At 61.1% G+C, this 11,990-nt stretch carries 14 protein-coding genes; 6 read left to right on the top strand and 8 right to left on the bottom strand.

Features of this window, described 5'->3' with window-relative positions; translation table 11 throughout:
• Window positions 1-12: 12 nt before the first annotated feature.
• Window positions 13-156: a hypothetical protein gene (locus AUR04nite_RS17800; RefSeq protein WP_170184025.1), complete on the top strand. Its 144-nt coding sequence runs from the start codon at window positions 13-15 to the stop codon at window positions 154-156.
• 63 nt (window positions 157-219) lie between these two features.
• On the opposite strand, the gene AUR04nite_RS00720 is transcribed toward AUR04nite_RS17800, so the two are convergent.
• On the bottom strand, window positions 220-747 hold the full coding sequence (locus tag AUR04nite_RS00720; RefSeq protein WP_141360941.1) for a DUF1648 domain-containing protein: 528 nt from the start codon (window positions 745-747) through the stop codon (window positions 220-222).
• 73 nt (window positions 748-820) lie between these two features.
• Here AUR04nite_RS00720 and AUR04nite_RS00715 point away from each other — a divergent pair, with 73 nt between their 5' ends.
• A complete protein-coding gene (locus tag AUR04nite_RS00715) occupies window positions 821-1,261 on the top strand; it encodes a VOC family protein (protein WP_141360939.1) in 441 nt (146 codons plus the stop codon).
• 13 nt (window positions 1,262-1,274) lie between these two features.
• Here the strand turns inward: AUR04nite_RS00715 and AUR04nite_RS00710 are convergent, their stop codons facing one another.
• From AUR04nite_RS00710 to AUR04nite_RS00685, 6 genes are all read right to left on the bottom strand, one after another.
• Window positions 1,275-1,724, bottom strand: coding sequence for a shikimate kinase (locus tag AUR04nite_RS00710; protein WP_141360937.1), 450 nt, complete (start codon window positions 1,722-1,724; stop codon window positions 1,275-1,277).
• A 19-nt stretch (window positions 1,725-1,743) separates the two neighbouring features.
• Complete coding sequence (locus AUR04nite_RS00705; RefSeq protein ID WP_141360935.1) at window positions 1,744-2,352, bottom strand: GrpB family protein; 609 nt, start codon at window positions 2,350-2,352, stop codon at window positions 1,744-1,746.
• Between the two features lie 15 nt (window positions 2,353-2,367).
• On the bottom strand, window positions 2,368-5,823 hold the full coding sequence (locus AUR04nite_RS00700) for a DNA polymerase III subunit alpha (protein WP_141360933.1): 3,456 nt from the start codon (window positions 5,821-5,823) through the stop codon (window positions 2,368-2,370).
• Between the two features lie 75 nt (window positions 5,824-5,898).
• Window positions 5,899-6,240: a DUF6504 family protein gene (locus AUR04nite_RS00695; protein ID WP_246055245.1), complete on the bottom strand. Its 342-nt coding sequence runs from the start codon at window positions 6,238-6,240 to the stop codon at window positions 5,899-5,901.
• Window positions 6,241-6,444: 204 nt separating this feature from the next.
• Window positions 6,445-7,143, bottom strand: a complete 699-nt coding sequence (locus AUR04nite_RS00690) for a type 1 glutamine amidotransferase domain-containing protein (RefSeq protein WP_141360931.1) — start codon at window positions 7,141-7,143, stop codon at window positions 6,445-6,447.
• 24 nt (window positions 7,144-7,167) lie between these two features.
• Window positions 7,168-7,743, bottom strand: coding sequence for a TetR/AcrR family transcriptional regulator (locus tag AUR04nite_RS00685; protein WP_141360929.1), 576 nt, complete (start codon window positions 7,741-7,743; stop codon window positions 7,168-7,170).
• A 135-nt stretch (window positions 7,744-7,878) separates the two neighbouring features.
• Here AUR04nite_RS00685 and AUR04nite_RS00680 point away from each other — a divergent pair, with 135 nt between their 5' ends.
• The 4 genes from AUR04nite_RS00680 to AUR04nite_RS00665 all read left to right on the top strand — a co-directional run bounded on the left by AUR04nite_RS00680 (window position 7,879) and on the right by AUR04nite_RS00665 (window position 11,266).
• Entirely contained in the window at window positions 7,879-8,823 is a 945-nt protein-coding gene (locus tag AUR04nite_RS00680) for an NAD-dependent epimerase/dehydratase family protein (protein ID WP_141360927.1), read from the top strand.
• A 132-nt stretch (window positions 8,824-8,955) separates the two neighbouring features.
• Window positions 8,956-10,044, top strand: coding sequence for an S-(hydroxymethyl)mycothiol dehydrogenase (locus tag AUR04nite_RS00675; protein WP_141360925.1), 1,089 nt, complete (start codon window positions 8,956-8,958; stop codon window positions 10,042-10,044).
• The gene (locus tag AUR04nite_RS00670; RefSeq protein ID WP_141360923.1) at window positions 10,041-10,670 is read left to right on the top strand and encodes an MBL fold metallo-hydrolase; all 630 of its coding nucleotides are present in this window, start codon (window positions 10,041-10,043) and stop codon (window positions 10,668-10,670) included. Before AUR04nite_RS00675 ends, AUR04nite_RS00670 begins: the two co-directional genes overlap by 4 nt.
• Window positions 10,671-10,753: 83 nt before the next feature.
• A complete protein-coding gene (locus AUR04nite_RS00665; RefSeq protein ID WP_141360921.1) occupies window positions 10,754-11,266 on the top strand; it encodes a hypothetical protein in 513 nt (170 codons plus the stop codon).
• Here the strand turns inward: AUR04nite_RS00665 and AUR04nite_RS00660 are convergent.
• Complete coding sequence (locus tag AUR04nite_RS00660; RefSeq protein ID WP_141360919.1) at window positions 11,263-11,988, bottom strand: SOS response-associated peptidase; 726 nt, start codon at window positions 11,986-11,988, stop codon at window positions 11,263-11,265. The two genes, AUR04nite_RS00665 and AUR04nite_RS00660, sit on opposite strands and share 4 nt — an antisense overlap.
• Between the last annotated feature and the right edge of the window lie 2 nt (window positions 11,989-11,990).

Genomic DNA, 11,990 nt, shown 5'->3' with positions numbered 1-11,990 from the left:
GGAGGATCCGGCATGTTCAAACAGACTGAAATTCGTCGTCAATTTAGTACACAGCAACGGGAGCACCACCTGCCATTCAACGCTCAAGACAGCTCGGCGAAGCTTGTTGAACGCAAGCGTTCGACGACGCGCAACGAACAATGGATTTTCCTGTAAGGCCCCTTCGCGGCAAAAGGCACTTCACTCAAGTGGCCTTTTGCCGCGAAATCCTGGGCCGGCCTACCCGTGGAAACCGCTTTCGCTTTCCGGCTTTGATGCATGGCGCATTCGAACCACGCCGGTTATGGCAATCACAGCCATTGCTGCCGGCGATATCCTGACCAGATAGCTGCCGACAGTTGAGCCATCGGTGGAATAGAGTTCACCGACCCCAGCCGTCATGGTGCTGATCGACAGTCCCAAGTAAACGAAGAAGCGTTCGCCTTCACGATAGAGGCGCTGTGCGTTTTCATCTGTCACTCTTGCTGGATAATCCATGATCTGCGGCTTTTTGGAAGCCCAATACATCGCCAGCTGAACGAGGATGATGCCGCACGCCACTCCGAGAACGACCATCTTGTCGCCATATGCATCTGGTTGCCCTGCCGCGTCGAAGTGTATTGGTACTTCATTGGGCATCTGCGGATAGCCGACCAGCAGAAGCGCAGAAGCCGTCAGCGCTACCGCCAATGAGAACCATCGAAGCATCCGAGTGACCGCGCCGGTCTTATAGGTACGCTCTGGACGATGCCTAGCCTGCGGCTGCATGACTTCCTATCTGCTCGCATGGAGTTGAACTCCAACCCTAGCAATCGCTTCTCGGGGTACTTAGGCTGAAGCCATGAACAAGCCAGCCCCGCCAACCATCAGCGCCATCACCCTCGGTGTTCGTGATGTCGACGCTGCCGCCAAGTTCTACACCGAAGGACTGGGATTCGAGTTGATACAGCCAGCCCACCCCGAGATCGCCTTCGTCCGCGCCGGGCACGGCCTCATGCTAGCGCTGTGGGACGTCAAGCAGATGCCCAGCGAGTACGGCAATGTCGGCCATGGAACACTGGCCCCGCCGATCTCCCTCGGTCACAACGTCCACAACGATGAAGAAGTCGAACACCACTACCGGCGAGCGCTGGATGCTGGTGCTACGTCGATTTCTGCGCCGACGGTGCAGCCGTGGGGTGGGATGAGCGCCTGTGTGGCCGATCCCGATGGGTTCCGTTGGGATTTTGTGCATAATCCGTCGTTTGTCATTGATGCCGACGGACATGTTTCATCCGTCTAATCTGCTCGCTGCATCACTTTGATGATTTCAGGAGCTTTTCGATGCAGTCGGCAATTTCCTCGATTGGTGCTTGCGAGTCGAGTTCTAGGGTTGCGCCTTCTCTAAGCAGGGGTTCAATGGACTGTTTGTATGCGGCAATTTGCGATTGTTGTTCTGGTGTTTTGCCGTAGCTGTTGTTCGTTCTGTTCCTGACGCGTTCAAGGAGTACATGTAGCGGCGCGCTCAAGAGGACGATGTGTTCGAAGCACTGGTAGAAGTTGCCTTGGTTTTCTACTGTTCCGCTGACGATGACGTTTTGTTCTGTAGCCAGGAGCTCGGTCATGCGTTGTTCATCCCATGTGCCGTCGGCCAGTGTCCAGGTCCCGTAGTCGGTATCTATGGTTTCGTATCCTCGCGCCTGCAATGCGGCGAGTACTGTGCTTTTGCCTGCCCCAGACATTCCAGTGATGAGTACCTTGGCCATGTATTGAAGATAGCAAGCGCTAGCGGTTTCGCCTGAGGGTGATGAAGTCGGTTTTCCCGTTCAGGTAGGTGCTGCGATTGCTGCCGTTCTGCTGAACGAGGAGTTCCTTGAGTTCTTGATAGGCTTCCCGGTCTGAGGGATTGCCTCGCAAATGGTTCCTGAAGCTGAGGTAGTGTTCCCATGCCGTGTCCCCGTAGGTGATCACATGGACGTTGACGAGCCTGATGTGTGGTTCGATTTCGAATCCGTACATGGTGTCTGGCCGGATGGCATCGGTTTCGCCTCGGTAGAGGAAGCCTTCGCGGGTCAGCCAAGTGTGGATTTCGTCCGGGTCAGCGTTTTCGGCGGTGCCGATGGCGATGTCCATGATCGGCTTAGCATCGAGCCCTGGCACTGCGGTGGAGCCGATATGTTCGATGGCTTGCACGTTTCTGGGTTTGCTGGCGTTGAGCACGGCACGGACTTTGTTGAATGCAGGTTCCCAGTGCGGCGAGTATTTTGCCAAGTGTACCGCTTCCCTGCGCAACCCTAGGTCCGCTTGCTGCAGTGCACTTACGAGGGCTGGGTTCAGCGTCAGTGGTACATCGGTTCGCTGTCGCTGGAACGGTTTTTGTGGATCTGTGTCCATGCCATTCAGCCTAGGTCATGCACCTCTCTGGTCCAATCCTTCGGCGTTCATGCGCTGGGCGAGTTCTGCGACGCTTTCTTTTCCTGGTATTGCGTTGCCGAGTTTTGGGCGGTAGCTGGGCTGCGGGCGTGAGGCGTTGTCTAGGTAGCCGGCGTGCGGCAGGGTTTCTGGCTGGTGCAGGTCCCAGGCGTTCAAGGCCTGCAGCGAGATGCCGCGCGGTCCGGTGCGCCGGGTGACTCCGTGGATGAGGAGCATGCGTGTGGAGAAGAGCAGCGGGCCGGTGCGCTGCTGGGTGTCGTCGAAGAAGGTGGCGTCGATGCAGCCGGTGCCGTCATCTATGGAGATGAAGACGACGCGCTTGCCTCCGCGCATGGGCGGGGTCTGGGTGGCCACGCGCACCCCGGCCACAAGCACTTCGGCGCCGTTGCGCAGGTGCAGCAGTTCTATTGCCTGGGTGATGGGCAGGTGGCTGAGGAGTTTTTGGTAGGAGCTGATCAGGTGTTCGGTGGCATCTAGGTGCATGAGGTCTAGTTCTGTGCGCACTACTTCTGCCGGTTCCAGGATGTTGCCGGTGTTTTTGATGGGTTCGATCTGCCCCAGGTCGAAGGTGAGCTGTCCGGGGCCGGGCTGGTATTTGGCGGGCAGGGTGCTGCGGGCCATGGATTGGGTATGTGCGATGGTGTCTGCCCTGGTGGTTCCGGTGAGCAGGGAGTCGAAGGCTCCGAGGGCCGCGAGGTTTTGGTAGGTGCGGCGGGACAGGCCTGCGCGGTCGCGGATGTCTGCGAGGGAGTCGTAGGGTTGGCCGGCGACAAGGCGTTCTACTTCGCTTTCGCTCATTTGGTGGATGTCGCGGAAGGCCAGGCGGATGCCGTAGCGGCCTGGGCGCTGGCTTCCCGGGGCGCGGGGCACCACAGGTGCCGCCGGCTGCGCGTATTCGAAGATGCGTTCGACTCGGTAGTGTCCGGTGGAGCGGTTGATATCCAGCGGGAGGATGGGAACGCCCATGCGGCGGGCTTCGGAGACCAGCAGCCGCTTGGGGTACATGCCCGGATCGTGCTCCCAGATGCCGGCGAGGAAGGCTTCGGGGTGATGGGCCTTGAGCCATGCTGAGTGGTAGGTGGGTACGGCGAAGGCCGCCCCGTGGGCTTTGCAGAAGCCGAAGGAGCCGAAGCCTGCGAGCACTTCCCAGGTCTTGTCGATGACTTCTTGGGTGTATCCCTTCTCCGCTGCTTTGGTGCGCACGATGTTTTCGACGATTGGTTCTTTTTCCGGATTGCCCAGGTGCCGGCGGTAGACATCTGCCATGCCCAGTCCGCAGTCGGTGAGGGTGTCGATGATCCGCAGCACCTGCTCGTGGAAGACGGTGACGCCGTGGGTTTCGGCGAGCGCCGGGACGAAGTCGCGGTGCAGGTAGCGGGCCGGAGCGAAGCCATGTCGGTGTTCCAGGTAGGGCTTGACCATATTTGACTGCATGGGCCCGGGGCGGAAGAGGGAGATGTCAATGATCAGGTCGTTGAATTCGCGGGGTGCCAGCTTGCCCACCAGTTCGCGCTGTCCCGGGGATTCGATTTGGAAGCATCCCAGGGTGTGGGTGGAGCGGATCAGGGCGAAGGTCGCCGCGTCATCCAGCGGCACCTTGGACAGCTCGATGTGTCCGTCTTCGTTGATGTAGCCGGTCTCTTGGTGTCCTCCTGCGCGGGCGACGGCCGGCTTGTCTCCATGGATGCGGGCGATTTCTTCCAGGGTGTAGGCGATGGCCGACTGCATGCGCACGCCGAGCACGTCAAGTTTGATCAGTCCCATGAGGTCCATGTCGTGCTTGTCGAATTGGCTCATGGGCAGCCCGATGCCCGAGGGCTGGACCGGGGTGCGGTTCAGCAGTGTGGCGTCGGAGAGGATGACTCCGCAGGGGTGCATGGAGATGTGCCGCGGCAGCCGGTCCAGGCGTTCAGTGGCGTCGATGAGGATGTCGAGCTGGGAGTCCTCGGTGATGTTGGAGGCCAGGGCCGCGAGTTCGGGTTTTTCGGCGAGGGCTTCGCGGAAGGATGAGGCGGAGAAGCGCCAGAGCTGTTTGGCGATCTCGTCGATCTGGGTCTCTTCTATGCCCAGGGCGGTTCCCGCGTCGCGCACTGCTCCGCGGGCGCGGTAGGCGTTTTGCATGCTCATCAGGCTGACGCGTTCTTCGCCGAAGCTGGTGAAGATTTTGCGGTAGATTTCGTGGCGTCGAGCCGATTCCACGTCGATATCGATATCCGGCAGGGTGGTGCGGGTTTCGGAGAGGAAGCGCTCAAAGACCAGGTCGTGCTGCAGCGGGTTGACCTGGCTGATGCCCAGCAGGTGGTTGACCAGAGAGGAGGCGCCGGAACCTCGGGCGGCGACGCGCACTCCCATGCCGGTGATGATTTTGACCGTTTCCGCCACGGTGAGGAAGTATCCGGCGAAGTCCAGCCGGTTGATGGTTCCCAATTCCAACGCCAGGCGTTCTTCCACTAGGCTCGGGTCTTCATTGGGGATGAGTTTGGGCACTGCGCTGTAGACGCGCTCGGTGAGTTCTTGCATGGCTGGACGGTGCAGGCCCAGCACTGTGGCTTCCGGGATGACCGGCTGTTTCCAGCCCAGGTCGGTGAGGGGGTCGAGGGCTGCGAAGCGTGCGGTGGCTTCGGTTTCCTTCAGCAGTCGGTGCTTCCATGAGCGTTCGGTGGCGCGGGAGATGGCGGCGGCGAGCTGCTGCATTTCCTGCGGGGATTTGAGCCACCCCTGTCCATTGGGCTGGAAGGAGTGCAGGTCTTTGAGCTGGTGCAGGGCCCGGGCTGAGTCGAGCAGGTCTGCGGTGACTGCCCCGTCGGGATCGGCATAGCGTACAGCGTTGCTCAGTACAGCGCGCAGCCCCAGTTCATCGGCATAGCGCAGCATTTTTCCCGCTTCGCCCAGGCTGTAGCGGGCTCCGGGGGCTGAAAGGTGGGTGGTGATTTCCACGCGCAGCATCCTGCCGATGTGGTGTTTCCAGTTGGCCAGCAGGGCTCTGGCTTGGGCGTAGCGCCCTTGGGCCAGGGCCCTGGCGGCGTCCGACTCACCGCCGACGAGCACCATGAGGTTTCCGTCGGCCGCCCGGTGGGCGATCTGCCGCTGGGTCAGCCCGATGCTTCCTCGTGATGCCTGGTTGGCCAGGGTGATGGTTCGGCACAGGGCGGCGTAGCCAGCGCCGTTGCTGTGTCCTCGCGCCAGCAGGATGATCCGCCCGGTGCTCTGCCCGCTGTCGTCCAGCACTGCAAGGTTGACTCCGAGGATCGGCGTGATGCCCTCGTCCCGGCATGCCGCCACATGCTTGACCGCGCCATACAGCCCATCTCTGTCGGTGAGCGCAAGCATGTGGGCGCCCTGCGCTTTGGCCGCCGCAGCCAGCACCGCAGGGTGCGAGACGCCATAGTGGGCGCTAAAGGATGATGTGACGTTCAGGTGGGTGAAGCTCATGGCAGATTTTCGAAAGTATGTTCGTTTCAACCTTTCATTGCGCGGTTTTTAGGGTTCGAACATTTTTCCGAAGCGCTAGGCGCTGCGGGCAAGTTCCACGTGGATGCGCACCAGGCGCCAGCGCTCTGACTGCGGATCGAAACTCACATCCACGCTTTGCGGGGCACCGCCGCCCGTGGCGGGGGCCAACTGCAGCCTCCACATCTCATAGTCGGCCATTCCGGCGCCGATTCCCCGCGGGATTCTCAGGTTTTCATCCCACCACTTGCGGCGTTCGAACCAACGCTCAGGCTCGGCCACGAGTCGATACTCCCGCCCCCGCCATTTCACGCGCAGCGGCATTCCATTCGCGGCGCGGGAAACCTCGATCGACTCGGTGAACATGCCCATGGGTGAACTCCTTACTTGCAAACTCATTCTATTCGAATCTATGTTCGAACGATAGTTACACTAGTCATCGCAACAGACAGTTTGCAGACAGGCCGCCTTGCCGCTGGCGGCCGGGCATGAAAAGGCGGCTCCGTCTCAGCGCAAACTGAAGCGGAGCCGCTTTTCTGCATTGCCTGCACCCCGCCGGAATGCCGACAGCATGCCCGGGCATCGGAGGCTGGCGTGGAAAATTTACCCGAGGGCGGCAATCAGTGCCTGAGCCAGCTTTTTGGATGACTGGGGATTTTGCCCGGTGTAGAGATTTCCGTCGACCACTACGTGCGGCCGCAGAGGAATAAGCCCCTTGCTGTATTCCGCGCCCAGCTGTTTCAGTCGATCTTCCAGCAGCCAAGGAGCCTTGCGCGCAAATAAGTTCAACAGCTCCTCCCTATTCGACAACCCGGTGAGCTTGCGGCCGGCGAAGGCTGAAACGGAGTGCTCACTTTGGGTTGCCAGCAGGGCGGCCGGCGCGTGGCACAGCAGGGCCAGCAGCTTTCCGGATTTCAGACGCTGATTAAGCTTCTGTCCGGAGATCTCGTCGACAGCGAGGTCTTCCATGGGGCCATGTCCGCCAGGATAGAAGACTAAGTCGTAGTCCAAAATATCCACCGCGTGCAGATCCACTGGATTTTCAAGCTGGTGCGCCAGTGCTTGCAGCTGCCGCCGGTACCGTTTCGTTGTCCATGGCGCACCGCCAGCCACTCCCAGGCTCAACTGGTCCACTATGGGAACCTTTGCCTGTGGCGTAGCCAAAGTGACCTCGTAGCCGCTGGCAGTGAACTGCTGATAGGGCACCAAAAATTCCTCGGCCCAGAAGCCTGTTGGATGCTTTTCGCCGTCACTCAGCGTCCAAAATCTTGCTGCGGAAAGAACCATCAAAACACTTGTCATTTTCACCTTGCTCCTTGTCAGTTCTTAGAGGCCCTGCAGTACTGCGCTAAATGAGCTCCTGACTCGCTCATCAACTTCCTGCACCGTGGAGTAGGAGAATTTCCCATCCATGTGCAGCGAAGCCAAACCGTGGGCCATGCTCCATAGGGCTATGGAGAGGGAGTCCGCGGCGCCCGGCCCTAGTGCGGCCTTGACGCCTCGGCTCAAAAGTTCGCTCAGTCGCGCGGCGGCCAGCACGCGCGCATCGTTGGAATCATCGCATTCCTGCCCGAACATGAGCCCGAAAACCGCCGGGTGCGCAAGCGCAAAGCGGACGTAGATGATGGCAAATGAAGCAATGTCGCTTTTAGAGCATGCCGCATCAACCGCAGGCTCCAGCTCCCGCGCTAGTTGTTCAAACCCGGATACCGCAATGGCTGATTCCAATTGCTCGCGGTCGCTGAAATGGCGATATGGCGCCGCGGCTGAGACCCCCACGGCGCGGGCGACCGCGCGCAGCGAGAAGCTCTCTCCGCTTTCTAGAATCTTTGTTGCGGCGCTCACCAGCGCCTCGCGAAGATCGCCATGGTGATATGACCTGGCTTCCCGTCCCTCGCTCATAGCCCACTCCTCCTGCCGGCATTCCTGCTGCCGCCAAATCAATGTTGACGATGTTTACTTTATAGCCTAGCCTCAAATGTAATCACTGTAAACATCTGGTTGCCCAGATGGGCTCAACCAAGGAATGGAAAGATCATGCAGACAATATTGGGAAGCGGGGGCCAGATCGCCAACGAGCTGGCCCGTGAATTGCATCGCAGTTTCACCACAGACATCCGCCTTGCCAGCAGAAACCCGCAACGCATCAACCCGGGCGATGAGCTAGCCTCCGCCAACCTGCTGGATCTGGACCAGACCCTCGCGGCGGCAAGTGGCAGCGAGGTTATCTACTTCACCGCCGGCCTGCCGGCTGATACTGAACTGTGGGAGCGGCAGTTCCCCACCATGCTTGACAATGCACTGACCGCCGCACGATCAGCCGGAGCAAAGTTCGTATATTTCGACAACACCTATATGTACCCGCAGGATTCCAGGGTGCAGGATGAGCAAACCGCCTTTGCCCCCGCTGGAAGGAAGGGCACAGTTCGAGCCCTCATGGCGCAGATGGTGCTCGAGGAGATGCAGCGCGGCGAGATCCCCGTACTTATTGGCCGGGCGCCAGAGTTCTACGGGCCGGGGCGCACCCAGAGCTTCACCAATGCCTTGATCCTCGACAGAATCGCCCAAGGCAAGAAGCCCTTCATTCCGGTGGCCGACCGGTATCTGCGCTCGTTGATCTGGACCCCGGACGCCAGCCGCGCCCTGGCAACCTTGGCCAATACTTCCACCGCCTACGGACAGACATGGCATCTGCCCACTGACCCAGACAGGCTCACCTACCGCCAGTTCGCCAGCCTCGCGAACGAAGTTTTCGACAGCAATTCACGCCCCATGATTCTGCCCCGGTGGGTGCTGGCAGCCGGCGGTCGGATCTCTGCGCGCATCGCAGAACTTGATGAGCTGCTGCCCCGCTATGCGGCGGACAACATTTTTGACTCGACGAAGTTCACCACGCACTTCCCCGATTTCAGCATCACGAAATACCGCGAGGGACTGGAAATCATCAAAGCCGAACGTGAAATCACCTCGCAGCACGCCTGATCCCGCTGAGATCTGCTGACCAACCCTGCCTTATATGGAACATTGCACGCGTAGGCTAGATTCCAGCGGTCTTCCCCGATAGCATCGTGATGACCTACAACTCATATATTTCAGCAAGGGGACACGAAACAGATGCCTCATAAGGTAAAAGCAGTTATTGCACGCGCCAAGAATGCAGACGTCGAGCTCGTCGACATCATTGTGCCCGATCCGGGCCCGGGAGAGGTCGTGGTCGACGTACTGACCTGCGGCGTCTGCCATACCGACCTGCACTACAAGCTGGGCGGCATCGGCGACGACTACCCCTACCTGCTGGGCCACGAGTCCACAGCGGTAGTCAGCCAGATCGGCGAGAACGTCACCAACGTCAAGGTCGGCGACCGCGTGATCCTGAACTGGCGCGCCGTGTGCGGCCAGTGCCGCGCCTGCGAAAAGGGCCAGCCGCAGTACTGCTTCAACACCGCGAACGCCACCCAGAAGATGACCCTCGAGGACGGCACCGAGCTCTCCCCTGCACTGGGCATCGGGTCCTTCGCCGAGAAGACCCTGGTGGCCGCCGGGCAGTGCACCAAGGTGGACGAGGACGCCGACGCAGCCGCCGTAGGCCTGCTGGGCTGCGGCATCATGGCAGGCATTGGAGCGGCCATGAACACCGGCGAGATCAAGCGCGGTGAATCCGTGGCAGTAATCGGCTGCGGCGGCGTAGGCGCCGCCTCCATCGCCGGCGCTCAGCTGGCCGGTGCCACCACCATCATCGCGGTAGACGTGAACCCAGCCAAGCTTGAAAAGGCCAAGGAACTGGGAGCCACCCACACCGTAAACTCGGCCGAGGTCGACGCGGTGGCGGCGATCCAGGAGCTGACCGGAGGCTTCGGCGCAGACGTCGTCATCGACGCCGTGGGCCGCCCCGAAACCTACAAGCAGGCCTTCTACGCCCGCGACCTTGCCGGACGCGTGGTACTGGTGGGCGTACCGACCCCCGAGATGAAGCTCGAGCTGCCGCTGCTGGATGTCTTCGGCCGCGGCGGATCGCTGAAGAGCTCCTGGTACGGCGACTGCCTGCCAAGCCGCGACTTCCCGATGCTCGTCTCCCAGTACAAGCTCGGCCGCCTGGACCTCGACGCGTTCGTCACCGAGCGCATCAAGCTCGACCAGATCGAGGAAGCCTTCCACAAGATGCACGAGGGTACCGTGCTGCGTTCGGTGGTTGAGATCGCATGAGCGTGAGCGTAGAAAACGTCGTCACCTCCGGCACCTTCAGCCTCGACGGCGGCACCTGGGAGGTGGATAACAATGTCTGGATCATCGGCGACGAGAACGAGGTCATGGTGATCGACCCGGCCCACGATGTGGCAAAGATCCGCGAGGCGGTCGGCGAGCGCGAGGTGATGGCAGTGCTGCTCACCCATGGACACGACGACCATATCCGGGCCGCCGCGCAGTTCTCCGACGAGGTGGACGCGCCGCTGTTCTTGAATCCTGAAGACCAGATGCTGTGGGATGCGGTGTATCCGGAGCGCGAGATCGACGCCGAGATCCACGAGGGCGACAGCTTCACCGTGGCAGGCACCAGCTTCACCGCGCTGCACACCCCTGGGCATTCGCCGGGTTCCACCTGCTTCTATGCAGAAGACCTCGGCGTGCTGTTCAGCGGGGACACCCTGTTCAACGGCGGGCCGGGAGCCACCGGCCGCAGCTACTCCAGCTTTGAGACGATCATCGAATCGATCCGCACCAAGCTGCTGACGCTGCCTGCCGACACCGTGGTGAACACCGGGCACGGGGATTCCACCAGCATTGGCGCCGAGGCGCCGCATCTGCAGGAGTGGATCGACCGAGGTCACTAGGCACCGCCGCCAGCATGCGCCGGGAGGCCCCACGGGGTTTCCCGGCGCAGCTTTTTAAGCGGCGCCTGTGGAAGAATGTTCCCATGTCAGATTTGCCTCAGCGTCCCCTTGCACCGCGGCTTGCAGGATTGTTCAGCGCTTTGTTCATCGTGGCCGGGGCGGTCCTGCTCTGGATCGACAGCATGAATGAATTTGTCATCTCCACCGGGTCCTCTGAACTGTTGGAGCAGGACACGTTCTACTTCGGCCCTTCGGCGACCCAGATGGTGGGAGAAGTTCTGCTGGCACTGGGAATTGCCGCGCTGTGCGCACGCTTGGGTTTGATCCTGGGGCGGAGAATACGCCAAATGGCCCAGGGCCAGCTGGTCTTCATCGGTTCCTTGGCGTTCAGCATCCTGCTGCTGGCCGCCGGTGTCGGGCTGGCGGTTTGGGATTCAACCCAGGTGCACACCTTCGGGTGGATTGGCGACGCGCCGGCTCCTCCCCCGGCGACCTTTGCGCTGATCGCCGGAAAATTGCTGATCGGCGCCGGCTTGGGCGCCCTGGGCTTCAGCGGCGGGCTGAAGTGGGAATTGAAGGCGCGGGCCGAGGGCTAGAACAGCGACTGGTGCGGCTCGAGCAGTTCTGGGCCGTTATTGCGGACGTTGCCCACTGCCGGGTCCACCTCGTACATGCTCCAGGTGGATGCCACGTCGAAGGCTTCGGCGCGCACCTGCTCGATGAGCTCCGGCGCGTCCTCGTTCTCGGGGTCCAGCCACTGCGCCATGGTGTCGCGGTCCAAGGGAATGGGCAGGCGGTCATGCAGCCCGGCAAGTTCTCCAAGCACGCCCGGTTCCTCGGCAGAGGGCGAATCCATGGTCATGATCGAGGTGGACAGGATCCAGCTGCCGTCCTCGTCCTTCCACCATTCGTAGAGGCCTGCGAAGAAGATCAGCTGGCCGTCCTCGCGATGGACGAAGAACGGACGCTTCTTGCTGCCTTCCTTCTTCCACTCGTAGTAGCCTTCTACCGGGACCGCTGCGCGGCGCTTCTTCACTGCTGAACGGAACGTTGGCTTTCCCGCCGCGGTTTCGCTGCGGGCGTTGAATGCGCGAACCCCGACCGACAGGTCCTTGGCCCAGCCCGGCACCAGGCCCCAGCGGGCCACATGGACTTGGCGGTGCAGCTGGCCGTCGATCAGGCGCTCGAGCACGATCGGCACATCGGTGGTCGGGGCGACATTCCATGATTGGCGCAGCTCGAGGTTTGCGTCGGCTTCGGCTTCTGCCTCGGCCACAAGGTCTCCGATGGCCTTGGCCATAACGTATCGCCCGCACATAC

This window comes from Glutamicibacter uratoxydans, from assembly GCF_006539925.1.
Classification (GTDB): domain Bacteria; phylum Actinomycetota; class Actinomycetes; order Actinomycetales; family Micrococcaceae; genus Glutamicibacter; species Glutamicibacter uratoxydans.
Note: the sequence above shows the minus strand (reverse complement) of the source record. Positions and strands in the feature narration are given on the sequence as shown.